The sequence below is a fragment of the Leptospira licerasiae serovar Varillal str. VAR 010 genome (assembly GCF_000244755.1).
Taxonomy (GTDB): domain Bacteria; phylum Spirochaetota; class Leptospiria; order Leptospirales; family Leptospiraceae; genus Leptospira_B; species Leptospira_B licerasiae.
In genome coordinates this window covers 984,672-1,009,628 of sequence record NZ_AHOO02000005.1, presented here as the reverse complement: position 1 = coordinate 1,009,628, position 24,957 = coordinate 984,672, and the positions used below count along the sequence as shown (strand labels likewise).

Below are 24,957 nucleotides of genomic sequence, written 5' to 3'. Positions count from 1 at the left end.
CCGGTGAAATCAAACAGTGGCTGGGCCGATAGGATTCGAACCTATGAAATGGCGGTACCAAAAACCGCTGCCTTACCACTTGGCGACGGCCCAGTTTCATTCTTTAATAATTAAAGCTTACAAACGTAAGGTCGGGAAATTCCGTTTGCATTTTGGCTAACAGCTCTTCCCGTATCTCCAATCCTTGCACCAAACCATAGATACAAGATCCTGATCCGGTTAAGGAGGAGTAACTAGCTCCATTCGCCAAAAAACTTTCCTTTAATTTCCCTAGTTGGGGAAACTTTTGGAAGGCAAGAGGCTCGAAGTCGTTTACGAGCTTTTCTCTCAAAGCCGCCCAATTTCCTTCTTTTAAAGAAAACTCGACGTCATTGCCTAGAGAAATCCATCTTTTCGAGGGAGGGTCGGCTTGTAAAGGCTTTTTGAGACCTGCGTACATTTCGGCAGTCGAGAGTACCTGAGGAGTTAAAGCCAGAATTCCCTGCCCTGGATGCACTTGTATTTCTTTCAGGATCTCACCTTTTCCTGACACCAAACAATGACTTTCGGACAAGAAGAAAGGAACATCGGCTCCGATCTCGGCTGCCAGTTTAAAAATATCATCCGAATTAAACTCGGGACTTAAACCGAAATAAAAAGAGAAAAGGGAAGCGGCGTTTGTGGATCCACCTCCAAGTCCTGCAGCCGGTGGGATTTTTTTAGTAAGATAGATCCTCACGCCAGGAAGCTCTCTATAATGAGCACGGATCTTGGAGAATGTTTTGAAAAGAATATTCTTACTTAGGTCTCCTTTCTCCGAAACTTCGTCGTATAAATGCCTCTTTTCTAAAATGATCTGGTTATTAGAAACCAATTCGAAAGATCCGGAGGAGATCGGCTCTATCTGAATATCATCTCCCCAATTCAAACGTAAGAATACGCTTCGAATTTCATGAAATCCGTCAGGCCTTTTGTAAGGGATCTCTAATCCTAAGTTGATCTTTGCGGGAGAAAGCAAGGTATATCCTGAATCGATCGTAAATAACGAGGAGTCAATCGATTCCCATGTCAAGAACCGGAAGAAATAGTCTCCCAATAAGCAGTCATTCTTTCCTTTAATGCGGGAGGACTATGCAAAATTACGTTTGGACCAAAACCTTTTAAAACTGACAAGAACCAATCTTGGTTCCTGATCCTTGCTTTAGAAAGATAATATGTGGTATCCCCCATCTGCTTTTTGACAGAGGTCCTTTCCAAATGTAAGCGAGAGTGTAGATTAAAATACACTTCCGCAGTATGATAGATCTCTGCAAAATTCGAGTCCCCCTCTCCTCCTTGGAGAAATTTTTTTAATTTGAAGATCGCATTCTTTCTTTCTTCGTCAGGGATTTCCGCAACATTCTCCTGGGTTTTATTTAATTGGAGAATGGAGTCCAATCTAAATGTTCTTGGGGCTTTTCTGGAATGGCAATAACCGATCAGATAATCCTCCCTGAAACTTAATAATGCCCAAGGATCTACCTTTCTGGATCCCGGTTCTGCCTCTCCTTGAGCACGGTATTTAATCTGTAAAGATTTACCTTCGGAGATGGAATCCTCAATATCTTTTTTTAATTCGTTCTCACTCGGAATTCCTGCAGAAGGAAGAACTGTATGAATTTTATCTAATATAGATCTTAGGATCTTTTTTCGGGAAGGACCTGTTTCTTTTTCGTCCTCTTCTAAAAATAGTTTTCGGATCGTGGCCCATTCTTTAACACTTAAGACCAAACCTTGTTCAAGACTCAAAGGCATACGAATGCCGATCGTCTCTCCGTCGTAATCCAATTCCACAAATTGGTCGGGAGTATAAGGATAAGAACCCACCATGTACAATTTTCCGAGTTCTTTTTTAAGATCCTTTATATCGTCGATACCGGAATATTTGGAAAGATCCTCCAAACTCATCCTTTTGTTTTCCTGCAAAAGATGAATCACTGCCAACTTGGTTTGGAGTTTTTTCGTACTTGGATTCATGCCGGACATTCTTTCTTTTCGGAAATTTAGAGACAATCAAAAATACGTATCATTTGAGAAGGATTTTTTCGAGCCCTTCTTTTTACAGGATCGTAACCGAAAACATGGGATTTTAAGACGGATGATACCGATTTGTCCGGCATTTCTAATAGAATTCGCTTATATGACTCAAACGTCTTTTTTAAAAAATACATTTAGACTTCTTCCTAAATTTTATCTGGAGTTATTCGATTCAGATCAAGTATTCTTGGCAGCGGCACAAAAAGTCGGAAAAAGGAATCTAAGATTTCGGATCGATTCCAGAGTTTCCTATAAAAAGGGAGACGGAGTTTACGGAAGGTTGTACGGACTTAAATCCAGTTTTTATATTCCGATCTCCGGCATAGTAAAAGAAAGAAAAGAGATACAATCCAAATATTATTCTAAACTTTGCGAACTGGAATTAGAATGCGACGAGGATATCGGATAGCGAATAACGTTACAATCCAAAACGAATCGTCTTCTGTAAAAGGAATGAACGATACATTTTGTTCAATGAATCGGAAGTAAAGAAGTGACTCGGAGCTTTGAGAAGAGGAGTGAATAATCTATTCCAAGAAAATATTCTGCAAGAATTATCCCCATACTTGTTGCCTTAGACATACACGGAGATACATGAATGAAACCAATTTTGAAACTAGTAGCTGCGGTCCTCTTTTTGAGCGCAGGCTTGAGTTCTCTGCAAGCAGGTGATCTGAGAAAGAACGGCTCTCTTATCGGAAGTATCGACTCCAATGGGGATGTAAGACTGAACGGGTCTCTCGTGGGAAGATTCGAATCCGGCGGGGATGTTCGGAAAAATGGAAGCCTGATCGGCAGAATAGACTCCAACGGAGATATTCGAATGAACGGATCACTAGTCGGATCGATTGATTCCAGCGGAGATATACGCAAGAACGGAAGTCTGATCGGACGCATTGATAGCAATGGAGACGTACGAAAAAATGGTTCCTTGATCGGAAGTGCAGTGGGAATTCCAAGAGCGCAAGCGGCAGGATTCTTTTTCTTCTTCTTTTTGAACGAGTAAGGTCGGAACAAGTCCGCACTTCGTTTGCCTGCCTCTGTCCGGCTGCAAAATAAAGGGTAAACCCTAAAATCTTTCCAGCCGGGGGAAGCAGCGCAAAATGTTCCTTCATTCCCTGATTTTACCTTTTCTTTCCATAGAAAAGATCAAAACATCTTCCTTATTTTCAGACCAAACTTTTTGGAAATCTGGACCTAAACTTTGAGTAATACTCTCATAATATTTATTTTTCAAAAATGGATCGGCATCGTTCAAACTTTCCAGGATAGAAGCTTTTGTTTGAACGAATAATATTTTTTTAAACTGCTCCGGATCATTCTTAGAGAAAAAATTTTTAATATGACTTTCTCTCATCAACCAAACGGAAGGAGTTTGAAAAAAGTATTTACCTAAAATTTGGGAATACGTTCTGATCTGAACCACAACTAAATCGGGTTTTTGTTCCAAATAGATCGAGTTCATTTTAGTGGTTTTTCTTCCGTATTTTCCCAAGATCTGGGTATAAGAAAAACTGATATAAACGGAATAGAAAAGGATCGCAAACAGAACAATTTTACCGATCTTACGGAACTTCTCCTGTATATTTCCGACCAAGATCAAAAACATCCCTGCAAAAGCGGGAAGACTCAAATGAAGATATCTGGAACCGAAATCTATAATTCCATCATTTGGTGCGGAGATCACAAGCGCTAAAAATGCGACCAAGCCGGAATAAACGAACAGATCCCTATTCGAGATCTCCGATGCGACACTTCTTTTAAAAGGATTCTTTTTAAAGAAAATATAATATACGGAGAAAAACAGAACGATCAAGAATGCAGGAGTATAGCCGAAAAAACCGATCCGATTCGGATTTGCGATCAGAAGTCCTGTGAAAATTTTCCACTTCTTCCAAGGCAGCAAAAACATTGTCGGCTGATTAAAAGAAAATCTTGGACCCAACGGATGCCCGTATAAAAGATATTGTATCCCGAGCAAAAGTCCTACCCCAATCAAAAATCCAAAGTAATACCCGTAGATCTTTTTTCTTTCTTCTATATTAGAAAACTTGGATACACTTAAGAAAAAGATGAAGGACAACGGAAATACGATACTTTCAATCCTAAACCAGGCTGCTGAAGCGCAGATAAAACCGGAACCCACAAACCTAAACCAGGAAGAAGAAGCGCCCGATCTTAAAAATAAGAAACTTCCCCCAATATACAAAAAGGAAGCGATACCTACGTCCGGAAAAAAATATCCGTTTATCAAAAAAGGAGAAGCTAAAACCAAAACTCCCAAGTAGATCGGATCCCAATCCCATAAGATAGAAAGAAATAAAAAAGACAAAAGGACCAAAATTGTAACTGCGACATACACGCCCACAATTCCACTCCAAGGAAGAAAAATCGCATATACATAACCCAAAGCGGCCGGGAATGGACTGATCAATTCTTGCCCGATTCGAATACATTCTGTTGGGCAATAATTTCCTTCCGGGTCTAAACTTCTGGACGGCAAAACCAAATTGCCGGAAAGAAACCCGTTCCTACCGACGGACTCTCCCAATATAAATTTCCCCAAATGGTCGGAGTATAATTGTTCGCCTGGTTTCAATAGGAATGGATACAAAAGAGGAAGAACGAATAGAAAACAAAACGTAAGTTTTGTCCATTTAGAGTGAAACTTTCCGCCCGGGAAACTCATCAGGGCAAATTAGAAGGTTCAAACCGTCTCACAATCTTTTTTCGGAGATCCGGCGTTCCCCAAATCGATTGACTCAAGGAAGGAAACCTGAAAGGGTCATAGAATCAGAGAATTCTCCGGAGAGTAATGATGAAAAAAGCGGTATTATTCACAATTTGTTTCTTATTCGCCGGAGTTCTGTTTGGTCAGGATACCAACACGCAAACTTCTACCAGAGAAAAAATGGTCTGTGAACGTATGGACCTGGAGATCCAAAGCACTACTTACAACGACGCCTTGAGATGTGAGACCAAAGACGCTATTTGTTATATGATAGAAGGTTTTAGTATGAGTTGTTTTCCCAAGGAAAAGAAAGTCTCTAAATAAAAACTTATCCAAACCTATAAATAAAAGTTTCGGGGCGCATGCTTCGCACCCGGCTCTCCGCTTCAATCCGCTCTGCGGGATTTCCGCTACGATCCGTTGCGCATCCTTCTCGAAAATATAGTACATAAAAAAAGGCGCCTTTTGGGCGCCTTCCAGTCGATGGATTTTTAGGATTTGTTGCCTATACTCTCTAATTAGAGATTGTTAAGAAATTCTTGTGTTCTTGCAGCTTCTGCTTCAAGAGCTTTTGCTTGTCTTAAGAATTTCTCGGACTGAGCGTTGCTAGCGAGGAATTTTCCACCGGTAGAACGTTTTGCCAATGCTCTTAACTCTTCTGCTCTTTCGTTCTTTTGTTGAGCGATTGCTTTCAAGTAAGTAGCTACCGCAACTTTTTGCTCTTTAGTAACCGCAGCGGACACCAAAGCTTGCTCTAAAAGACGATCTTCAGTATCTTGAGAAACTGCGAAAACGGAAGATCCTGCTAAGAAGCCTACTACCAATAGAAGAGAAGTGAGTTTGTTGATTTTCATAAAATTGAAACCTCAAGTTATTTTTATATTTTCTGTTCTTGTTTTCGCTTTATATCCATATGACCTATCTGCATACGCGAATGGAACAAAAAAATTTTTAAACGAATGAAAAATTAAAAATTTTTGTTAAACGAACTCAAAGAACCCTTTATCACATTTACATTTATTAGAATTATCTAATTTTCTAAGCAACTTGTTCCAACTAGCTTCTATCCATTCATATTGAACAAAAAAGAAGCGGAATCGGATGAATTCTCATGCCGCTGCTTGAATATAGTACAAGTATCGACCCGAAGGGTGTTTTTTTCAAGCCGATTCTCTATTAGAAATTCAAAAAATGCTTATTTTTTGAGCACATAATTTGAGCATTTGGATCAGTAATTAGGCAAAAACAGGGCCAAAAAGGGTGTTTTTAGGGGTAAATCGGAAAAATCCAATATGGCGGAATTTTCTAATTTGTTCCATTTTTCATCCTCGCTTTGGGCTTGTCATAGGGAAAATCCGCGGATTAGCTTCCCATAAATAAGGAACAAATCTTCTTTTTTAGAGAGGAATACTCCAGAGGGATTACGAAATGAAATACTTACACGCTATGATCCGAGTGAAAGATCTGGATCTAGCATTGGATTTTTTCTGCAATAAGTTAGGATTAAAAGAAACAAGAAGACATGATCATCCGGAAGGAAGATACACTCTTGTATTCTTATCGGAGTCAGATGAAAATTCTCCAGAAATAGAACTAACTTACAATTGGGACCAAAATTCCGCTTATACAAGCGGAAGGAACTTCGGTCATCTTGCATTCGAAGTGGATAATATTTACGAAACCTGCGCAAATCTTCAGGCAAAAGGAGTGATTATCAATCGCCCACCAAGGGATGGCAGAATGGCCTTTATTAGATCTCCTGATCTGATCTCTATTGAATTACTACAAAAAGGAAAATCCTTGGAGATCGCAGAACCTTGGAAAAGTATGAGCAATACGGGAGAATGGTAAACTTTACTTAAGGTTTTTTAGAAAAAGATGAACGATATTCTCCAGGAGAACATCCGTATTTCTCCTGGAACAATTTATGGAATGCGGATTTGGATTTGAATCCTGCCGCGTAAATTACTGCAAGCACCGATCTTTGAGGCTCTTCTCTTAACATTTTGGAAGCTTCTTCCAAACGATATCCTGCGATGTATTCTCTGAAACCGATCCTCATCTTATCGTTTAGTATTTCCGACAACTGGTGAGTTTTGATCTTTAATTCTTCGGAAAGGATAGGAAGTGTAAGCTCTTCGTCCAGATAGAGTTTTTTGTCTCTCATCAATTCTTCCATCTTTTGGATGACTGCATCCACATCCAAGCCTTGGAGCCTTGTCTCGTTATACCCGGCCTCCTTTGCCGTTTTTTCGAAAGAAACGATTAGATCGGGAGAAGCGGAAACGCTTAGAAAGATGGAACATACAATTAAAGTTAGGAGCGCGGCCGCAACAGTGAATAAAGGCATGAAGAAGATCTGAGCGATCACAAACAATAAGATCACAAATATACTCGAGTAGAAGAGAGCAAGAAACGGGGAGAATACCCTACCTTCTTCTTTTTGGACGAAACTTTTCCATTTGCGGATCTTTCCGATCAAAAGTAGCGGATACACTAGATTGGAGATCGTTCCTAATACCAAAAGTCCGAATAAGAATTGGAAATAAATATTTCTGGGAGGGAATACGCTTACGTATTCCAATTTGGAATTCGGATCCGATAGAATAAAAGGTAGAATAAAGAAAAACGCTGCAAATCCAGGAAGAAAATGCGCCAAGTTAAGTGCTTTCGCAGTAAGCCCTCCTAATCTTCTAAAATATAAATACGCGAGAGGCCCAGTGAAAAATAGGAAAGGGATATGGATTTCTGCAAACCATAACTGCTCCTTTAACTGGCTGGATAATTCCAAATACAGATGGAATTGCACTATTGAAAGAGATAGGAAGAAGAATGCGATGGGCTGATTCCAAGCAGATTTGGCTTTAGATACGAGATCATCTTGGATCTTCCGAACTTTGGCTTTTCGGATAAATTCGGAAATGGCCAATAAAAACGAAAGTCCTGCCCCAAACGCCAGAAACGTATCCATAAAAATGAAAGAGTCTGATGAGAATTGGATGTCCAGATTTTTTCAGGATTTTTCTTTTTTTAGTCCGTCCGGATACGGAAGGACGACCGTTTTCGAAAAAGATCGTATCCTGAATGCATGAAACATCTTAGCCTCCGACCAAATCGTTTTATAAAATTCTTTTACGGGAGCTTCGCACTCCTGCTATTCTTCGGATCCGTGGAATACGGAAATTCTTCTGAAATCGCAAAAACTAAGATCCAAGAAGATGATTCCAAAATCCCGATCTATCAATCTAGATTCGGTAGAAAAGAACCTATCATTATTGTGATCGGCGAGAATCGAATGACCGAACTTACAGATTTTATGATCCCTTACGGAATTTTAACCTCCGCGAAAATCGCTAAGGTGATTTCCGTTTTCCCGAAAATCGGTCCTGTCCAAATGTTTCCTGCGTTAAAGATAGAAGCGGAGAAGTCTTTCGATCAATTCGATTCCGAATACCCGGAAGGCGCAGATTATGTGATAGTACCTGCAGTACATTATTCGGAGGATACTACTCTTCTATCCTTTGTCCGAAAACAATCCGCGAAAGGATCTACAATTGTAGGTGTATGCGACGGAGTCTGGGTACTTGCAAATGCGGGCATTCTTAAAGATCATAAGGCAACCGGTCATTGGTTTTCTTTTTCTAAATTGGAGAAAGAGTTTCCGGAGACTAAATGGACCAAGGATAGAAGGTACGTTTCAGATCGAAAGATCATCACTACTACCGGGATCACAGCATCTATCCCAGTTTCCTTGGCTTTAATAGAAGCCGTCTCCGGAAAAGAAAAAGCCTTAGAAATCGCATCCGGCTTAGGAGCTAAGGATTGGAGACCCGATCATAAAAGTTCGGATTTTTATCTAAGCGGTAAAAATATGTATGTTGCCGCAAAAAACTATCTCGGCTTTTGGAATTATGAAAATTTAGGCGTTCGAGTTTCAGACGGAATAGACGAAGTGGTTTTAGCTCTGCAAGCGGATTCATTTTCTAGAACGTATAAGTCAGAAGTATTTTCCGTCTCAGACGAAAAACAGATCCGAACCAAATACGGCTTGTCGCTACTTGTAGATAAGAATGAATCAGAAACCGCAAGCTTAGATTCTATTTTAGAAAATCTGAATGGAATAGCTGCAATAACCGCTTACAATAAGAACTTAGCGGAGATCGAATCCAAATACGGAACGGCTACAGCGAATTTTGTAGCCTTGCAAATGGAATATCCTTGGAGGAAGTAGTTAAAATTAGAAGGAGCCGAAATCCTACTTCCAGCCTTCTGCGTATTCTATTCTTTCGATCGTTGTAGGATGAGAATGTTCAAAGATGACTTCCAGTTTGTGAGGATTCAGTCTGGATTTATTGTCTTTTGCTAGTTTGATCTCTGTGCTGATAAATGATTTTTTATCATTTGTTAGCACGAGTGCTTCTCTGTCGGCTTGTGTTTCCAAAGCTCTGGAAAGTGTCGCAGAGAATGGCCCGAGTATTGTTCCAACAAGGGACAATACCAAAAATAAGAAAGGTAAACTAGAAGGTGAATAAAATTCCTTTAATGGAATTAGCCCTTCTTCTTTTACTTTTTGGAATACGTATCCAAGTAAGAAACACAGTAAGAAAGTTTCCAAAGTGCTGAGCGCGATCTCTATCATTTGGTGGTTGTGGACCCAGTGACCGATCTCGTGTCCGAGTACGCTTACAACTTCTTCTTCGGTATGGTTTTTGATCAGAGTATCATACAAGAAGATCTTTTTACTTTCTCCCCAGCCTGTGAAGTATGCATTTGTGTGGCCGGAATATTTGCTCTCGTTGATCACGTAGATATTCTCTACTTGGATATTTGCCTTTTGGCTAAGAGCTAAAATTTTTGTTTTTAAACTTCCTTCTTGGATCGGGCCATAGTCGTAAAAGATCGGTGTGATAACGATAGGATACAATACGGACATTAGAAGGCCAAAGCTTAAAGATAAAATCGGAAGTATATATTTCCAAGCACGCGGAAGATTTTTGAATACGAATGCAACCACCAGAACGACTAATCCGCCAAAGACAAATCCTAGTCCGAAAGATTTCGCCTTAAATAAGATCCAGTCTCCTAAGTTCATATTGGAAAATTGAAATTCGTGTTCTATCACGTAGCCGAAATAATAGCTAAACGGTAATGAAATGATAAATTCCAAAAGATAGAAGGAAACGAAGAATAGAAATACGGTAAGATAAAATCTATCTCCCGTTTTTCTACGAAAGTATTCCTCTAACTTTACCGAGATCGGGGTGAATACGAATATTCCCGCTAATGCGAAGTCCAATAATGAGCCAATGATAGAAACAAAGAATCCCCTTCTATCGTAGTCTATACCCGAATTTATATCTTCTTGGGTAAAATACTTTAGAATTCTATCATGTAACTCCGGAGATAGATCTCCTTGGTAGGAGAAGTACTTCATTACGAGTGTGAGTAGGATCTGTAGGGAAAATAATGAGATTAGAATATTCTTTAGTTTCATGGGTTGGTATTTTATACTTTTTCGTAGAGTTCTGAGATCTGTTTTACTGAGTTTCGAAAAACTGAGTTCAATTCTTCCGGCAGGATCGTTTCAATCGTATCCGGCCATCTCCATAGAAAGGGCAATAATCCTTCTAGGTTGGTGGATTGGAAACTGAGTTTATTTTTCGTTTCCGTGTATTTGATGCCTGCCAGGAAGAGTTTCGCTTTTACCAGACCTTCTTCTTTACAAAGCCACTCCACATTTTTGGGCTCGTGAACGGGAAATAATCCTGCATGTACGATCAGATCTTCTTCCGTTTCTTTTTTGGCTCCTCTTGCCTGATAAAGCGGGTCTCCCTGTAGGAGTTCCACAGATAAGATCTTTGGAAGAACGAATCTTTTTTTGGTTTTTTCTTCGCGATCGTAAGCTAGTAAATAATGGTCCTGGCCGCCTTTTCGGATCAATCGAATCGGATCGGCCTCTTTTGTATAAGAATCTTCAGGAAAGGTCTTATAATATTTAATACGGATCGGAGTATGATTTTTGAGAGCTTCCAATATTTGGAATGCGGTTTCTCCTAACTCGTCCTGGTTTTCCTCCGGGTTTTCGGTCATTTGAGGAAAATATTCCAGATCTCCTGCAAATATTTTTCTAGCTGCGGTATACAGTTCGTATTTTGGAGCTTCCGAATATCCCTTTAATAGTAGTGCGGAAATTTCCCTGAGTTCTTCTTCCGTAAACTGAAGAGTTTTGGAAAGTGGATCTTTTACGAGCACGTATACGAAATCCTTTCCGTTCTTTTGGGGGTAATATTTGATATGAAACCCTAGAGCGCCTAACTCTTCTATATCTCTGGATAATTTTCTTCTGTCCGAGTCTCGGTTTTCGTTATCGTAAAATCCCTCCATGATCTTTCTCAAAGAGCTCAGAGTGATTCCATCCGGAAATCTGAAAAAATTGAATAATAATGTGAGAAGCCTGTATTCTGTGGGATTCATCTCACGGGGCTCGATTTCCTGATCTATATCTTTGTCTAGTTCTTCTTTCATGGCTCGTTTCTAAATTCTGGTTTTTGTAAAGTCCCGGGGCAAGGAAAAATCTCTGCCCTGTTTTTGAATTCGAATAAAGTCCCAAAAAACAACTTGATGGCTAAGATCCGATGCCGATAATTCTCTCGTCTTAGTCCCTTTTTGTTAGAGGTTTTTATGGGTAAAATCATCGGTTTTCTTTTTCCGAATTTTATAGGTCTTATTTTTATTCTACTCGGATGGTGGACAACTATCATCAATGTGGCCACTCTTCGTTTCTCCGGAGAATCTTATTTTAACAAATGGACCTATACCGGTTTGGCGCTGATCTTGGTGGGTGCTTATTTACCGGAGATCTGGATCGGGATCCGTAAGAAAATTTTCGGAGATTGATCCCCCCTTTTTTTTCTTGTACGAAAACGTCTAGACATTTCCGCTGGTATTCTGATTATTTGCATTGGATGTCCAGTTGGTCCGGCTCCTTTAGATTTTGAAAAAGATCTTTACGAGCCAAGTACATGGGTTACAATGCGACATAATAAAATTACTGGAACCTGAGAAGGGAAGATGAGCGCGGAAACCGAAGTTTTAGAGAAACCAAGCCGGAAAAAAACCGATATCGAATTCCATAAACCGACTCTTTCTCGGGAAGACCTGAAGACTGTATTAGAGGCGTTGGTAGAAGATCATCTTTCTTCCGGCTCTGTTACCCATAAGTTTGAGAAAGCTTTCTCTTCCACTTTTAGGATAAAACAGGTAGTTTCTGCAAACAGTTTAACCGCTGCATATCATTTGTCCTTATTGGCGCTCGAGATCCAACCAGGAGATAAAATTGTTATCTCAACGTTTGCTCCTCTTGCCGCTCTAGACGCAATTTTCTTAATGCAAGCCCAACCTTTGGTTGTGGATATGGGGAAACATTCCTTCCATATCTGCCCTGAAAAATTATCTTCCGCTCTGGAAGACGAATCAGTAAAGGCCGTAGTTGTAGATCATACTTTCGGCTCCTTGGCGGACTTCTCCAAATACGATTTCAAAAATCGTCCTGTGATCGAAGATTTTTCGGAAGCTGTCGGCGCGAGAACGGAAACTTTCACTCCTGGTAAACAGGGAAAAATTTCCATCTGCGGTCTTTCTATCGAATATCTGATCACAACAGGCAATGGCGCCTTGATCTGCACTGACGATGATTCTTTGGCGAAAAAGATCAGAGCCAGAAAAGAAGGCAAAGATCCTTATCCACGCAAAGAAGGCCAGCCTAGATTGGATTATGATATGATCGATTACCAAGCTGCATTGGGGATCGAACAATTATCCAACCTTGGTGTGATCTTAGAGAGAAAAAGAAAGATCGCTCAGGTATATCTGCAATCCATCCAAGGTTCCCAAGTAGGATCTCATTTTAACGATCCGAATTCCGAAACTTTCAATCGTTTCGTGATCATTGCTCCTGGCAATTACGAGCAAGTAGAGAGATATTTCCGTTCTTTACAAATTGGTACCCGAAGAACTGTTGCAGAGCCGATCCATCATATTCTCGAACTTTCTAATTCCGATTTTCCGAATGGCGAAAGATTGTACCAAAGAGGTCATTGCATTCCGATCTATCCGAACCTAACCAAGGATAATGTGCAAAGAATCTCTCAAGCAATCCGCAGAATTTACTAAGAGCTAAGCGCGAAAGGCGCGAAGCGTTCCGAAGGAACAAGCCTGAGCAGCCCGGCCAGCTAAGCTGGATCGGCCAGACTCCCCGACTTTTGTCTAGAAAAGTTAGTCTGTTTTCAAAACCATCCGTTCCAAATTTCTAGAATGAGGTCGCGAATTTGTTTTCGAAAATTCAGGAATGGATGGCAATGGACCTCTGAGCAGATCCTCCATTCGATTTTCGAAATGTGAGGATACTCCGGAGGCAACTTGAATATCGCGCTCCTCTCCATCAAACGTCCCATTTTTATTACCAGTCTTGTGATCCTAATGTTGATCACCGGTATCTTCTCCTTGAGTAAGATGGGAGTGGATCTTTTTCCGGATGTAAACATTCCTGTAGTGACTGTAACTACGATCTATCCTGGCGCGGGTCCGGAAGAGATAGAGGAATTGATCTCTAAACCTTTGGAAGAAGAACTTTCTTCCATTGCAGGTTTGAAAAAGATCACTTCCCGTAACCAGGAAGGTGTTTCCGTCGTTTTAGGCGAATTCACTCTTTCTACTGATATCAAATATGCTGAGCAACAGTTTCGTGATAAGACTGCATCGGTCCGCCCCAAACTTCCGGATGGGATCAAAGAACCTAAAGTAGTTCGTTTCGACCCTGCGGATCAGCCAATTATTCGTTTGGCAGTGTTTGCCGATCTAAATCAGGCAAAAATGTATGACCTAGCTAAGGAAACTGTTAAGGCTAAGTTAGAACAAATTGCAGGTGTCGGTTCCGTTAAATTAGTCGGCGGGACCAGAAGAGAGATCCAAATCGAATTAGATAGAAATAAATTAGTTTCTTATCAAATGCCTATGGTAGTCATCGCAAACCGATTGAAAACCGCAGGCTTAAACGTTCCAGTCGGTAAATTCGATTCCGGTGCGAAAGAAACTTCTTATAGAACATTAGGAAGATACGAAACTCTTTCCCAAATCGAAAACACCATCGTTTCCTTCGGAGGCGACGTTGGTAATTCAGTACTCATCAAGGAATTAGGAATCGTAAGAGATGGAACTGAGGACGAAGAGACGTTAGGTTATCTTTGGGCTTCTAAAAGCGACGAGGTGGAAGAAGAGGATGTAGGTCTTTTGACTCATCCTATCACTTGGATCACTCAGGTCCCTAAAAGATTCAAAAGACTTTTCGGCGGTAATAAAGGCGCCGTCGTTGAAAAAGAGCTGAAACCTGCATTGTTCATCGACGTTTACAAACAATCCGGAGCAAACACAGTATCTGTTGCGGACGAGGTCTTAAAAAGGATCGATAAGTTAAATGCGGACATCCAACCTTTGGAAGGAAAACCTAAGATCAGATTGATCCGCGACGGTTCCAGATGGATCCGATATAATGTGGAAGACGTTACGGAAGCGATCGTTTTAGGGATACTTCTCGCAGTCATCACGGTTTATTTCTTTTTAGGGAACTTAAGATCCACGATCATCACCGGCCTTGCATTACCCAACTCATTATTGGGCGCATTCATTATCATGTGGATCATGGGATTCACGATCAACGTTATGACCCTGTTGGCATTATCACTCGCAGTAGGTCTCTTGGTGGACGACGCGATCGTGGTCCGAGAAAACATCTTCCGTAAATTGGAAGAAGGTGCGACCGTAATGGAAGCCGCAGAAAAAGGGACAATGGAAGTGGCTCTCGCGGTTATCGGAACTTCCTTAACTGTGATCGCAGTATTCTTTCCCGTAGGATTCTTATCAGGGATCGTAGGCCAGTTCTTCAAACAGTTCGGGTTGACTGTGGTTTTTGCAATGATCATCTCATTGTTCGACGGTCTTTTCGTAGCTCCTATGTTATCGGCTTACTTCGCCGGAAAACTCACTCACGATAAAAAGAACGCCGCAGTGGAGGCATTCGATCGTTTCCAGACTTGGCTTGAAAAAATTTATAAGATTACAATGCATTATGCGTTGGCGCATCCTGGAAAGATCATACTTCTCACTTTCTTAATATTCATTCTTTCTTTCGTAAGTTGCGCTTTTGTAAAAAAGACATTCTTACCTGCGAACGACCAGGGCGAGTTCATGGTGACTTTGGATCTTCCTCCCGGTACTAGCTTACAGGGAACAAAAGAGGTTTCGGATCAAGTTTTAGCAGAACTCCAAAAATTCCCTGAAATGGATAAGATCGCGATTACCATCGGTAAACCTGACGGAGGAGAACCGAATACCGCCGTGTTGGCGATCGCTCTTGTTTCTTCCAAAAAAAGATCCAGGGATACTACCACTGTCAAAGAAGAGATCCGTAAGATGTTAAAAGCCTTTGATTATGCAAGGCCCGCAGTTTCGGATTATTCCGCAGTGGGAGGCGGGGTCCAATATCCATTCCAATTAGTCCTTAAAGGAAACAACCTGGAAGAAGTGGAAGCCTATTCTAAAAAAGTAATAGAACGACTAAAAGGTATTAAGGATCTCGCAGATATCGACTCCGACTATAGAAGTGGAAAACCTGAATATCAAATCGTTTTGGATAATTCCAGAATGCAATTGGTCGGTGTTCTCCCTGGCGTTGCAGGTTCCGAATTGAGATACCAGATCGCCGGAGATCAGGTCAGTAAGTTCTATGACAAAGGGATCGAATATGAGGTTCGTATGAGGCTTAAGCCCGATCAAAGGAACTTAAGAGCGGCTTATGCCCAAACCAAAGTCCCGAATATCGCAAACAGGTTGATCCCACTCGGAGCAATCAGTACCGGTAAAGAAAACTTAGGACCCTCCAGGATCAACCGTATTGATAGAGCAAGAGCGGTCGTGGTAAACGCGAACCTTGCACCAGGCGGTGCGATCGGAACTGCAATGGAAGAGGCAACTAAAATCTTAAATAAAGAAATCCCACCTCCACCGGGAGTTCGTTTTAATTTCCAAGGGCAGTCGGAAGACTTAAAAGAACTTTTCCTGAACATCATCGTGGCATTCGGTCTCGCGTTGATATTCATCTACTTGGTTCTCGCTTCTCTATATGAGTCCTTCATCACTCCGATCACGATCTTATTCGCAATCCCTCCTGCAATTTCCGGAGCATTCTTCGCTCTGTTCTTAACTGGAGAAATGTTGAACATATTCTCAATGATCGGACTCATCTTACTCATGGGGCTCGTTGCCAAAAACTCGATCTTACTCGTGGACTATGCAATGCAAGCGGTGAGAGAAAGAGGTATCACTAGAGACGAAGCGATTTTCGAAGCCGGTCTTGTTAGATTACGTCCAATCCTAATGACATCTATTGCGATGATCATGGGAACCGTACCTATAGCACTAGGCCTCGGAGAAGCTGCAAAATCCAGGACCGCAATGGGTATTGCGATCATCGGAGGTCTGATCCTCTCCACGTTAGTTACCTTGATCGTCGTCCCCTCTATCTTCGGCGGGATCGATAAGTTTAGAGAATGGATAGAAGGTAAGTTCCGCCCTGATATGACTGCGACCATTCACAGCGAGGGCGCTCATTCGGGAAGTGCGGCCGTATCTACGAATCATAACCAACCCTCCTTAAGCGAATGGGCCCAAGATGTGGAATCCAAACCTAAGAAGGGAACTACGAGTAAGAAGAAAAAGTAGTTTTGTAAAGTGCACCCCACCCAATCGTAGCGACCCATAGGGAGCGAGATTCCCGAGGGTGACTGAGCACAGCGAAGTCAAATTCGCATTCAACACCGTAAACTTCAATCCCCACCCTTCATTGGGTGGGGGCCGGTGCGGTGGTACCCGTGCTCTTCTAATATCACAAATCCCTCATCTCTACAAACTACTTTTTCCCCCACATCATGTTGGAATTCCAACATCGCATGTTGTAAAAATCCTCTTGCAAAAGTCTTTTTATCGATCCCAAAACTCCATTTTTTATTTCCAATCCTCCAAAACTTAGTTCCCAATAATACTGAAAACATAAATAAAGACTTCACCTTCAGGAGGAGTTTATGATCCGAAAAACTTCCTTAAATTCTTATATCGGAATTACTATTGTAACAAATCTTATATTCGGTTGCGCTCAGTTACAAAAAGTTGATCTAAAAAAAGTAAAAGAAAAAATCGAGGATCTTGACAAACCTTCTTTCGTTTTGGAAAAAGTTTCCATTGCGGAAATCAATCTATCCGAGATCAAACTCAGAGTGGATTCGAAAGTAAAAAATCCTTATCCAATCTCCTTGCCTGCAACTAATCTAGAGATGAATATCCTGATCGAAGGACAACAATTCACAAAGGCAAAAACCAAGATCCCAACCGTCGGTGGGAATTCCAACAAAGCAGTCCCGGTAGATCTAACATTTGCATATAATGACTTGGCTGAACTTTATAAAAAGGTTCCGGGTAAGATAGACTTAGTAGTCAAAGTACAAGGTGTCGTTTCACTTCCTATCCCTGAAAAATATAGATCCATCGCGGGCTCTGCGTCACTCGACTTTCCGTTCGAAGAAGAAAGAAAAATTCCCGCAGTCCTTCCCGACATAGAGATCCGAAATTTCAAAATTATCAAACCGGATCCTTCCACCATCTTAAGCTCCGCAGGCACCGAAGATCTGGCGAAAAAGGCCACAACATTCTTAGATACGTTACTCAGCCCTCAAAAAAAGTCCCCTGGCTCGGCAGTCGCGGCTGGATTATCCTCACTCGATTTAAAAGTAGATACGGAATTCCAGATCGTATTAAAGAATAGGGCCACATCTAGATTACAATTTTCCGAATTTGAATTTGAGCTTTCGCTCGAAAAAGAAAAATTCCTAACAGGCCAACCTGTACGGATCGAAAACCAAGGACAAGAATCCATTCTAAGTGTCCGCACTTCCTTCCCACTCGGAACGGTCACCCAAGGGATTGCAAACGCAGTTTCCAAAAGATCTGCGGCATTCCGACTCAGCGGAAAAGCAACAACCGAATCCCCCGAGATCGGAACCGGTCCGGTCCTATTTAAATTCGACAAATCCGGCTCTTTTAGCTGGAATTAAGGATAAGGGCGCATGCAAGCACCCGGCTCTACGCTCCAATCCGCTGCGCGGGATTTCCGCTACGATCCGTTGCGCGGCGCTATCCAAAATATATTATAATTATCTAATTAATAACCCTTAGATAGGAATTTCTCCCGGAAGAAAATCTCATCCAATCCGTTCTGATATTGTTTTCGCACAAGTAATTTTGGATTTTTTCGTCAAAACATTGCTGCTTGCCGAAATCATCTACGATACGCGAATTTCCGAATTTCAAATATTTTCCTGTTTCAATTACCACTTCTTCCAAATCTCCATGAAAGACGGAAATATCTTCTTCGAAAAAACCGATAAACCCTTTCAAAATTCTACCGTAATTTTCATATTTCGAAACAAAACATTTTTCTCTAATATTATTCTCCGATAAATACGGATCCAAACGATTTCGGATATTGTCTGATTCATATACAGATTCGCCCTCTTTACATTCGAATCGGTAGCCAAAAATCCTTCTCCTAAACACCAAGACCAAATGCATATAAGTATCCTTCAGATAAAAAAAGTTTGGAGGATCTTTCTCTCGGTATTCCTGGAAATATTCTTAAACTGTAAATAGCAGTCTTTTATCGGGATCTCTAGTGCTTTAAAAGTTTTGCGATGATCCATCAAAACTGAAATGCATGCCGCAAGGGAAAGAATTCTCCAAATGATCCTGAAAACGAACCGAGTGATCGGGTTTTTCAATCGGATTTTGAAAAAGGTGCAATGAAAGATCAGATGTTTTTCTTCATCTTCTGCGATATGAAGTAACGCATTCTTTACGGAACCGAATGGGATTTTTTCGGCGATCTTTTTGTAAAAACAAATACCGACAACTTCTGCAACTAATAGAACCATCAATTTGAGCCTAGTTCCTAAAAGTCTTCTTCCAAAATGAAATAGTTTTTCAGTCCAGTTACTTTGGATCAGTTCCCCCCTTAATGCACGAACGCAGTCCCCCAAAATACGCGCGTGTCTACCTTCTTCTTTTACAAAAAGTTTGAGAGCTTCCCTGTAATTAGGATCCACTCCGTAAATATTTACATGATCTATATCTTTCGCAATCCTACCTTCTCCCGATTCTCCTAATTGAAAGATCGCAAGAGATTTAGCTACAGGAAGACGTTTTTGAGGAATAAACCCTATGACCTGTTCTTGAACGACAGGATAAGGACGATCGGCATTCTTTCTGAAATGTTTAGCCCAATTTCCCCAATGATAAACTCTGTCCCGTTTACGAAGGCGAGTCCATAAGAAATCTCTAATCCTTTTCTTTCCGAAAAGGTTCATTACTAAAGTTAGAATTATGATCTTGAGATCTAAAATGAAACTACTTCTTTTCAAATAAGAAAGATCGAAACAAAGAGAATATTTGGCGCCTCTTCCAGAATACAATTGGGAAAGTCCGGTAATTCCCGGACGAATGGACCATCTACGATCAAAACTTTTCCCGCTCCAACCTAATCGGACAATATCCTGTTCAGTTAAAGGTCTGGGGCCTACTATACCCATATCTCCCTTTAAAATATTCCAGATCTGAGGAAGCTCATCTAGACCGGAGCTTCTGAGAAAAGATCCAACCCTTGTCGGAACTCCATTCTTTAAAGTCCGGAATTTCCAGATCCGAAATATCTTTTTTCCGAACCCTATCCTTTCTTGCAGAAAAAAAACGGGACCGGGATCTAAAACAGAAATCAGTAAAAAGATCCCGGCTAAGACCGGAAAAAATACAACCAAAGCGATTAAAGCCGAATAAAATTCTAAAACTCGTTTCATGAATGGAAGATTATCTTATTTCCGAAAACTAACCCACCTCCCAGGTGCAGAACGCCCAGCACTCAAGTGCTTGACCTCAATCTTCTACTTATCCTAAAATTCCTGGAACACATGAAAACCGAGCCTCTTAAGATACTAGTCGCAGAAGACAATCTGAAACTCAGAAAAGCGATGATCTCCGGCTTGGAAGAATCTGGAAAAATAAAATCGGTATACGACTGCGACTCGGGAGAAGATGCAATTCGTTATTGCCTAGAAGGAGAAACGGACGTTCTTCTTTTAGATGTAAGACTCGCAGGAAAATTGAACGGAATAGAAACGATCATCTCTATCCGAAAGGAATTCCCGCGCAAACCTGTAGTCATCTATTCCATACAAGACAGCGACGAATATTTTCGGGCATTCAGAAGTTCCGGGATCCTAAGTCATTATGCCTACGTTCGAAAATCAAATTACCTTCTTCCTCAAATGGTTGTACCGCTCGTTCGATTAGCATATGACGGAAAAAGTTTTATAGATCCGGAAATCGAATCCAGGGTTACCGAAGTCAGAGAGAAAGACGAAAATTCTCCTCTCGCAGTCTTAGAACCGAACGAAAGATCCGTTGCAGAAATGTTAGCCAAAGGATTCAGCAACGAACAGATAGCGCAACGTTTCGGGTTCAAAGACAAAAGAACGATCAGCAGGATAAACGGTCAGATCTACTCAGCTTGGGGACTGAACGAAACTAACTCGGACGAAAAAGTGGCTCGAACAAGAGCTGCACTCATCGTACTATCTAATAGATTTTTAGAATGGGAAGAAGACGAAAAAATCTTTTATAGGAATTCTTCTGGAGAAAGAATCCCATGGACACCTAACTTTGACGAAAGATCTTGAAATATTAATCTGTTCCGTCTTTATCTTTCTTTCCACAAATTTATTTTGGTTAGGATCGACAACCGGAACGAATCTGGAAAAGAAGAACGCAGCAGCGTATTTTAGTATTTTTACCTTAATCGTATCTTCCTTACTTTTCTCATTTTCCGCAATCCTCGGCCAAAACGGATTTTTGGTAGTATCTTCTTATCCTATCTTATACTTTTTTCCGGGGCTGATCTTATTAATACTCATCCCATTCGGATGGTTCGTCGTAATCGTTTGGTTTTTCGGATTTTTAAAAAAGAAAGGGATCTTTTTCTTCTTATTCTATCTTTTATCCTTCTGCCAATTAATTGCGATCTCCATTTTACTTGTCTACAATCCGGGAAAAAACTGGAATATCAGCATATTTGAATATTGGAAATTTGTATCATTCTCGTTTAAGTTCGCATATCTGATCTATATTTTTACATGCGTTTTCCTTTCCTTACTTTGCCTATTTCAATTCAAAATTTCGGACAACAGTCTTTCCGAATTGGGAAGGCAAAAAGCGGTTCCTTTCTTAAAACTCATAGGGTTTTCTCTATTCGGTGTAGTCCTTCTAGTTTCCATTCTATTCGTAGGAGACGAATTTGGGATCTTAGAAAATCCGATCTTAAAAGCGGAAAAAGAACCGAAATACTTTTATACATTCGTACTTTGTATTCAAGGTTTGATTTGTGTATCTATTTTAGTTTTAGGTTGGGCATTAACATCTTACGAAATACTCACAGGCAGGATATTACCTAAGATCAGTTTAAAACAAGAATGGAAAAATTCTGTATATACCGCCCTAACACTTTCTACCCTATATTTTATTTTCGCAAAACTTGGATATCCTAGAGCGGAAATATTTATAGTATTCTCATATTCCTTCTTCATTTCCAGATTTTTTACGGTTGGAAAAAACAAAAGAGTCAGTTCCGACCAAAACAAAGTTTTAAAAAAGATCTTATCCTCCGGTTCGGTCAAAATTTCCTTCGGATATTTATGCAAAGATGTATTGGAAACAACTAAGGCGGCTCTAATATTCCAAGGCAAAATCCCATACATCTCCGATACAAATATTTATTATCCGGAGGATGAGCCTGCACAAATATTTGATTTTTCTAAAGTAACACAGAATCAGGAAAACCCGAACATTCAATACTTAGATAAAAACCTATTCTCGGATTTCGTGATCCGAATAAAAATAGAAAGCGCTCTTTCAGGCGACGCTTATTTGATCCTGGGCCAAAAAGGAAACGGTGGATTATTCGCGGAAGAGGAAATAGAGATCGCAAGGATTACAGGCACCTGGCTGGTTCATTCTATATTTTTAGAAGAGACAGGAAATATTTTAGAAGAACTACAGAGAAAGAAAATCCAAGAACAGAGACTTTCCGATCAAAAGACTAGACAAATCCTTCACGATGAAATACTTCCGGAAATCCATTCTCTTATTTTGGAGATCTCAAACGATAAATCCGGAAACTTCAACTCCCAATATGCGAATTCCCTAACGGAACTTCATAAAAGAATATCGTCTCTATTGAGAGAAATGTCGGATACGGGTTTGGAAATTTCCAGATTGGGTCTTATTCCGATGATCCAAAAGCTGCAGGATACGGAAGCGAAAGATCTCAGGATAATTTGGGAAATAGATCCAAAAACAAATTCCGAAGTGGAAAACTATCTCCCAGAAGTACAGGAAGTTCTGTATTATGCATTCAGAGAATCCTTACGCAACGCGGTAAAATATTCTGGAGACTTAAGGTCAGGCGTCGTCATTCGTATTCAATACGAAAACGGTTTATCCATCCAGATTAAAAATGAAATAGGAAAAGATCCTATATCAGTCCGTTCTTCCGGACAAGGACTAAAAATACATAGTGCGTTATTGAGAATTTTCCACGGTTCTTTAACATTGGAATTTCCTAGTCCTAAAGAAGCGTTAATCCGGATCTTCATTCCTTCTCCCCGAATTTAAACGTTAGATTGATATTTAACAAGGTTCGACAAAATCTTAATCCTAAAAATCGACTTGCTAGAAAGATTTTCCTTTCAATGATGCGCTTAAGTCGAAACTTAAAAAATCAAATTCTGTGAACATATGTTCACTTAGAAAGTTAGTCGGAGTTTGGAGAACATGCAGTCACAAAACAAAAAGGAAAAATCGATCTCTATCGCGATTGTAGGTACAGGTTTCGGCGGATTATGTGCAGCAATTCAACTTAAGAAGAATGGATTCCATAATTTCGTAATTTACGAAAAATCAAATTCTGTAGGAGGAACTTGGAGAGAGAATACGTATCCAGGGGCCGCGTGCGATGTTCCTTCTCATCTTTATTCATTTTCTTTCGAACCTAATCCGAACTGGCCGAGAAAATATTCCGCTCAGCCTGAGATACTCTCCTACTTAGAACATTGTGCGGAAAAGTACGGGATACTTCCTCATATTCGTTTCGAGACCGAAGTAAGATCGGCGGATTGGGATGATTCCTCAAGGGTTTGGAAGATCAAAACTTCTAAAAATGAAACGTTAGAGCATGACGTTTTTATTTCCGCCGTAGGACAATTGAATCGTCCTGCTCTTCCTTCTATCAAAGGTTTGGAAAGTTTTAAAGGTAGGATCTTTCACTCTGCAAATTGGGATCCTTCTTATAATTTTTCAGGGAAGAAGGTAGCGGCGATCGGCACAGGAGCTAGCGCCATTCAGTTCATTCCTCAAATCGTAAATCAAGGAGCGGAAGTGACAGTTTTCCAAAGAACTGCACCTTGGGTAGTTTCTAAGCCGGATCGTAAATACTTCGGTTTTGAAAAGTTCCTATTCAAATATCTTCCGGGATATAGACTACTACATAGATTTCAGATCTATATTTGGAACGAGATCAGAATGATCGCATTCCAAAAGAATAATCATGCGAATAAGATAGTAAAATGGATGAGCCTTTCTCACATGAAAAAGGCCATCAAAGATCCGGAACTTCGCAAGATATTAACTCCAAATTATCCCGCAGGATGTAAACGTATACTTCTCTCGAATGATTATTACGAAGCATTAGCAAAACCGAATACAAAAGTTCTTTCCGAACCCATTCAAGAAGTAAATGCGGAAGGGATCGTAACCAAAGAGGGTCTTAAAAAATTCGATGCGATCGTTTTTGGGACCGGATTTAAAGCTACTGAATTCCTTTCTCCGATGAAAGTTAAAGGGGCTAAAAACCAGGATCTGAATGAAGTTTGGAAGAACGGAGCGGAAGCCTACCTAGGCGTGACTGTTGCAGGTTTTCCGAATTTTTATATTTTATACGGACCGAACACAAATCTAGCTCATAATTCCATCGTATACATGATCGAAGCTCAGGTGCGTTATATCATTTCAGCTTTAAATGAAATGAATAAAAGAGGAATCCAGGCCTTAATTCCTAAGGTCCCTAGTATGCAAAAATACAACGCATCTTTAAATAAAAAATTCGATAAATTCGTTTGGGACACTGGATGTACAAACTGGTATATAAATGCTTCGGGTAAAAATACCAATAACTGGCCGGGTCATACTTACGAATATGCTTATCGGACTAAAAAGATCGATCTATCCGATTATGAAATTCTCTCCGCTTAATAAACGGACCAATTAGATCCGGATCGTATTGAAAAACAGAGCCGCGTCCCTATTTTGTTGCGGGAGGCGGCAATGTCATTCCAGTGTATGCACACTCTATCACGGACAGGATAAATTTTTTCATATCCTCTTTGTTCTTTTGAGGTTTTATCCTTCCTTCCAAAAAAAGCATAGCAATCCCGTGGATCATAGACCAGGATGCTACAGTCTTTTCACGTGTTTGTCCGGACTTGATCGCGCCTAACCTTTGGCCCATGCGAATAATTTCATGCAATTGCCGATAAGTTCTTCTGGAAACTGCAGACAATGTCGGATGTAAATTTATATCGATCCCACCGAACATGATCCTTGCAAATTGCTGGTTATTTAAAATAAACTGAATATAGGTCCAGCCAAGAGCACGGAAACGTCCCAAAAAATCGTTTTCTGTCTTTTCGAGTTCCATTTGATACTCTGAAAAATATTTCTGAAATCCCCTCTCCGAGATCGCAGCAAGTAGAGCGTTTTTGTTTTCGAAGTGGTGATAAGATGCGGCATGACTCACGCCTGCAAGCGCAGCAACTTTTCTCAAAGAAATCTCTTCAAGAGGGGTCGTCTTTAATAGCTCGGTACCCGCGGATATAAGATCTTCCCTTACAGTGATCTTATCCTTTTTAAACGGCCTTCCTGGCCCATGTAGTTGGCGGCGTTTCTTATTTACGGGCATACTAACG

At 40.6% G+C, this 24,957-nt stretch carries 23 protein-coding genes and 1 tRNA gene; 12 read left to right on the top strand and 12 right to left on the bottom strand.

Annotation, left to right across the window (positions count from 1 at the left end; all coding sequences use genetic code 11):
• Positions 1-17: 17 nt before the first annotated feature.
• The 3 genes from LEP1GSC185_RS05145 to LEP1GSC185_RS05135 all read right to left on the bottom strand — a co-directional run bounded on the left by LEP1GSC185_RS05145 (position 18) and on the right by LEP1GSC185_RS05135 (position 1,995).
• Positions 18-93: transfer RNA gene (locus LEP1GSC185_RS05145), tRNA-Gln, on the bottom strand.
• Positions 94-103: 10 nt separating this feature from the next.
• A complete protein-coding gene (locus LEP1GSC185_RS05140) occupies positions 104-997 on the bottom strand; it encodes a 4-(cytidine 5'-diphospho)-2-C-methyl-D-erythritol kinase (RefSeq protein WP_008594783.1) in 894 nt (297 codons plus the stop codon).
• Positions 998-1,047: 50 nt separating this feature from the next.
• Positions 1,048-1,995 carry a helix-turn-helix transcriptional regulator gene (locus LEP1GSC185_RS05135; protein ID WP_010513802.1) on the bottom strand — a complete coding sequence of 316 codons (948 nt, stop codon included), beginning with the start codon at positions 1,993-1,995 and terminating at the stop codon, positions 1,048-1,050.
• Between the two features lie 163 nt (positions 1,996-2,158).
• Here LEP1GSC185_RS05135 and LEP1GSC185_RS05130 point away from each other — a divergent pair, with 163 nt between their 5' ends.
• Both LEP1GSC185_RS05130 and LEP1GSC185_RS05125 read left to right on the top strand, forming a co-directional pair.
• Positions 2,159-2,464: a hypothetical protein gene (locus tag LEP1GSC185_RS05130; protein WP_008593965.1), complete on the top strand. Its 306-nt coding sequence runs from the start codon at positions 2,159-2,161 to the stop codon at positions 2,462-2,464.
• Between the two features lie 189 nt (positions 2,465-2,653).
• Complete coding sequence (locus LEP1GSC185_RS05125; protein ID WP_008593540.1) at positions 2,654-3,061, top strand: 5-fold beta-flower protein; 408 nt, start codon at positions 2,654-2,656, stop codon at positions 3,059-3,061.
• A 105-nt stretch (positions 3,062-3,166) separates the two neighbouring features.
• Here LEP1GSC185_RS05125 and LEP1GSC185_RS05120 read toward each other — a convergent pair whose 3' ends face one another.
• Positions 3,167-4,744 (bottom strand): LA_3751/LA_3752 family putative glycosyltransferase, encoded by a 1,578-nt coding sequence (locus LEP1GSC185_RS05120; RefSeq protein WP_008594992.1) that lies wholly within the window; start codon positions 4,742-4,744, stop codon positions 3,167-3,169.
• 129 nt (positions 4,745-4,873) lie between these two features.
• On the opposite strand from LEP1GSC185_RS05120, the gene LEP1GSC185_RS05115 reads away from it, so the two are divergent.
• A complete protein-coding gene (locus LEP1GSC185_RS05115) occupies positions 4,874-5,110 on the top strand; it encodes a hypothetical protein (RefSeq protein ID WP_008593988.1) in 237 nt (78 codons plus the stop codon).
• Positions 5,111-5,304: 194 nt separating this feature from the next.
• Here LEP1GSC185_RS05115 and LEP1GSC185_RS05110 read toward each other — a convergent pair whose 3' ends face one another.
• Entirely contained in the window at positions 5,305-5,640 is a 336-nt protein-coding gene (locus tag LEP1GSC185_RS05110) for an LIC10421/LIC12816 family protein (RefSeq protein WP_008595389.1), read from the bottom strand.
• Positions 5,641-6,214: 574 nt separating this feature from the next.
• Between LEP1GSC185_RS05110 and LEP1GSC185_RS05105 the strand changes: the two genes are divergently transcribed.
• Entirely contained in the window at positions 6,215-6,637 is a 423-nt protein-coding gene (locus tag LEP1GSC185_RS05105; RefSeq protein WP_008594612.1) for a VOC family protein, read from the top strand.
• Between the two features lie 7 nt (positions 6,638-6,644).
• On the opposite strand, the gene LEP1GSC185_RS05100 is transcribed toward LEP1GSC185_RS05105, so the two are convergent.
• Positions 6,645-7,757, bottom strand: coding sequence for an AraC family transcriptional regulator (locus LEP1GSC185_RS05100; RefSeq protein ID WP_010513808.1), 1,113 nt, complete (start codon positions 7,755-7,757; stop codon positions 6,645-6,647).
• Between the two features lie 117 nt (positions 7,758-7,874).
• Here LEP1GSC185_RS05100 and LEP1GSC185_RS05095 point away from each other — a divergent pair, with 117 nt between their 5' ends.
• Positions 7,875-9,017 (top strand): DJ-1/PfpI family protein, encoded by a 1,143-nt coding sequence (locus LEP1GSC185_RS05095; protein ID WP_008595775.1) that lies wholly within the window; start codon positions 7,875-7,877, stop codon positions 9,015-9,017.
• A gap of 24 nt (positions 9,018-9,041) precedes the next feature.
• On the opposite strand, the gene LEP1GSC185_RS05090 is transcribed toward LEP1GSC185_RS05095, so the two are convergent.
• Entirely contained in the window at positions 9,042-10,280 is a 1,239-nt protein-coding gene (locus LEP1GSC185_RS05090) for a M48 family metallopeptidase (RefSeq protein ID WP_008594637.1), read from the bottom strand.
• 11 nt (positions 10,281-10,291) lie between these two features.
• Entirely contained in the window at positions 10,292-11,311 is a 1,020-nt protein-coding gene (locus tag LEP1GSC185_RS05085; RefSeq protein WP_008594887.1) for a helix-turn-helix transcriptional regulator, read from the bottom strand.
• Between the two features lie 156 nt (positions 11,312-11,467).
• On the opposite strand from LEP1GSC185_RS05085, the gene LEP1GSC185_RS05080 reads away from it, so the two are divergent.
• From LEP1GSC185_RS05080 to LEP1GSC185_RS05070, 3 genes are all read left to right on the top strand, one after another.
• Positions 11,468-11,683, top strand: a complete 216-nt coding sequence (locus LEP1GSC185_RS05080; protein WP_008593673.1) for a hypothetical protein — start codon at positions 11,468-11,470, stop codon at positions 11,681-11,683.
• Positions 11,684-11,857: 174 nt separating this feature from the next.
• On the top strand, positions 11,858-12,958 hold the full coding sequence (locus tag LEP1GSC185_RS05075) for a DegT/DnrJ/EryC1/StrS family aminotransferase (RefSeq protein ID WP_008593646.1): 1,101 nt from the start codon (positions 11,858-11,860) through the stop codon (positions 12,956-12,958).
• 246 nt (positions 12,959-13,204) lie between these two features.
• On the top strand, positions 13,205-16,561 hold the full coding sequence (locus tag LEP1GSC185_RS05070) for an efflux RND transporter permease subunit (RefSeq protein ID WP_008595467.1): 3,357 nt from the start codon (positions 13,205-13,207) through the stop codon (positions 16,559-16,561).
• 104 nt (positions 16,562-16,665) lie between these two features.
• Here LEP1GSC185_RS05070 and LEP1GSC185_RS05065 read toward each other — a convergent pair whose 3' ends face one another.
• Positions 16,666-16,890 (bottom strand): hypothetical protein, encoded by a 225-nt coding sequence (locus tag LEP1GSC185_RS05065; RefSeq protein ID WP_008595162.1) that lies wholly within the window; start codon positions 16,888-16,890, stop codon positions 16,666-16,668.
• A gap of 30 nt (positions 16,891-16,920) precedes the next feature.
• On the opposite strand from LEP1GSC185_RS05065, the gene LEP1GSC185_RS05060 reads away from it, so the two are divergent.
• Positions 16,921-17,946: an LEA type 2 family protein gene (locus tag LEP1GSC185_RS05060; protein WP_008595549.1), complete on the top strand. Its 1,026-nt coding sequence runs from the start codon at positions 16,921-16,923 to the stop codon at positions 17,944-17,946.
• A 103-nt stretch (positions 17,947-18,049) separates the two neighbouring features.
• On the opposite strand, the gene LEP1GSC185_RS05055 is transcribed toward LEP1GSC185_RS05060, so the two are convergent.
• Together LEP1GSC185_RS05055 and LEP1GSC185_RS05050 are read right to left on the bottom strand one after the other, a co-directional pair.
• Positions 18,050-18,463, bottom strand: a complete 414-nt coding sequence (locus LEP1GSC185_RS05055; protein ID WP_008594159.1) for a hypothetical protein — start codon at positions 18,461-18,463, stop codon at positions 18,050-18,052.
• An 11-nt stretch (positions 18,464-18,474) separates the two neighbouring features.
• Positions 18,475-19,740, bottom strand: a complete 1,266-nt coding sequence (locus tag LEP1GSC185_RS05050; protein WP_008594738.1) for a sugar transferase — start codon at positions 19,738-19,740, stop codon at positions 18,475-18,477.
• A gap of 111 nt (positions 19,741-19,851) precedes the next feature.
• Here LEP1GSC185_RS05050 and LEP1GSC185_RS05045 point away from each other — a divergent pair, with 111 nt between their 5' ends.
• The 3 genes from LEP1GSC185_RS05045 to LEP1GSC185_RS05035 all read left to right on the top strand — a co-directional run bounded on the left by LEP1GSC185_RS05045 (position 19,852) and on the right by LEP1GSC185_RS05035 (position 24,244).
• The gene (locus tag LEP1GSC185_RS05045; RefSeq protein ID WP_008594559.1) at positions 19,852-20,619 is read left to right on the top strand and encodes a response regulator transcription factor; all 768 of its coding nucleotides are present in this window, start codon (positions 19,852-19,854) and stop codon (positions 20,617-20,619) included.
• Positions 20,603-22,609, top strand: coding sequence for a sensor histidine kinase (locus tag LEP1GSC185_RS05040; RefSeq protein WP_008594166.1), 2,007 nt, complete (start codon positions 20,603-20,605; stop codon positions 22,607-22,609). Before LEP1GSC185_RS05045 ends, LEP1GSC185_RS05040 begins: the two co-directional genes overlap by 17 nt.
• Before the next feature lie 159 nt (positions 22,610-22,768).
• Entirely contained in the window at positions 22,769-24,244 is a 1,476-nt protein-coding gene (locus tag LEP1GSC185_RS05035) for a flavin-containing monooxygenase (RefSeq protein ID WP_008594033.1), read from the top strand.
• Between the two features lie 49 nt (positions 24,245-24,293).
• On the opposite strand, the gene LEP1GSC185_RS05030 is transcribed toward LEP1GSC185_RS05035, so the two are convergent.
• Positions 24,294-24,950 (bottom strand): TetR/AcrR family transcriptional regulator, encoded by a 657-nt coding sequence (locus LEP1GSC185_RS05030; protein WP_008594621.1) that lies wholly within the window; start codon positions 24,948-24,950, stop codon positions 24,294-24,296.
• Positions 24,951-24,957 lie beyond the last annotated feature (7 nt).

Coding starts and splice junctions, on each gene's coding strand:
- LEP1GSC185_RS05095 (WP_008595775.1), top strand. CDS start 7,875: ATGAAACATCTTAGCCTCCGACCAAATCGTTTTATAAAATTCTTTTAC.
- LEP1GSC185_RS05045 (WP_008594559.1), top strand. CDS start 19,852: ATGAAAACCGAGCCTCTTAAGATACTAGTCGCAGAAGACAATCTGAAA.
- LEP1GSC185_RS05135 (WP_010513802.1), bottom strand. CDS start 1,995: ATGAATCCAAGTACGAAAAAACTCCAAACCAAGTTGGCAGTGATTCAT.
- LEP1GSC185_RS05030 (WP_008594621.1), bottom strand. CDS start 24,950: ATGCCCGTAAATAAGAAACGCCGCCAACTACATGGGCCAGGAAGGCCG.
- LEP1GSC185_RS05110 (WP_008595389.1), bottom strand. CDS start 5,640: ATGAAAATCAACAAACTCACTTCTCTTCTATTGGTAGTAGGCTTCTTA.
- LEP1GSC185_RS05115 (WP_008593988.1), top strand. CDS start 4,874: ATGAAAAAAGCGGTATTATTCACAATTTGTTTCTTATTCGCCGGAGTT.
- LEP1GSC185_RS05090 (WP_008594637.1), bottom strand. CDS start 10,280: ATGAAACTAAAGAATATTCTAATCTCATTATTTTCCCTACAGATCCTA.
- LEP1GSC185_RS05060 (WP_008595549.1), top strand. CDS start 16,921: ATGATCCGAAAAACTTCCTTAAATTCTTATATCGGAATTACTATTGTA.
- LEP1GSC185_RS05105 (WP_008594612.1), top strand. CDS start 6,215: ATGAAATACTTACACGCTATGATCCGAGTGAAAGATCTGGATCTAGCA.
- LEP1GSC185_RS05075 (WP_008593646.1), top strand. CDS start 11,858: ATGAGCGCGGAAACCGAAGTTTTAGAGAAACCAAGCCGGAAAAAAACC.
- LEP1GSC185_RS05065 (WP_008595162.1), bottom strand. CDS start 16,890: ATGTTTTCAGTATTATTGGGAACTAAGTTTTGGAGGATTGGAAATAAA.
- LEP1GSC185_RS05130 (WP_008593965.1), top strand. CDS start 2,159: ATGACTCAAACGTCTTTTTTAAAAAATACATTTAGACTTCTTCCTAAA.
- LEP1GSC185_RS05125 (WP_008593540.1), top strand. CDS start 2,654: ATGAAACCAATTTTGAAACTAGTAGCTGCGGTCCTCTTTTTGAGCGCA.
- LEP1GSC185_RS05050 (WP_008594738.1), bottom strand. CDS start 19,740: ATGAAACGAGTTTTAGAATTTTATTCGGCTTTAATCGCTTTGGTTGTA.
- LEP1GSC185_RS05120 (WP_008594992.1), bottom strand. CDS start 4,744: ATGAGTTTCCCGGGCGGAAAGTTTCACTCTAAATGGACAAAACTTACG.
- LEP1GSC185_RS05100 (WP_010513808.1), bottom strand. CDS start 7,757: ATGGATACGTTTCTGGCGTTTGGGGCAGGACTTTCGTTTTTATTGGCC.
- LEP1GSC185_RS05080 (WP_008593673.1), top strand. CDS start 11,468: ATGGGTAAAATCATCGGTTTTCTTTTTCCGAATTTTATAGGTCTTATT.
- LEP1GSC185_RS05055 (WP_008594159.1), bottom strand. CDS start 18,463: ATGCATTTGGTCTTGGTGTTTAGGAGAAGGATTTTTGGCTACCGATTC.
- LEP1GSC185_RS05035 (WP_008594033.1), top strand. CDS start 22,769: ATGCAGTCACAAAACAAAAAGGAAAAATCGATCTCTATCGCGATTGTA.
- LEP1GSC185_RS05085 (WP_008594887.1), bottom strand. CDS start 11,311: ATGAAAGAAGAACTAGACAAAGATATAGATCAGGAAATCGAGCCCCGT.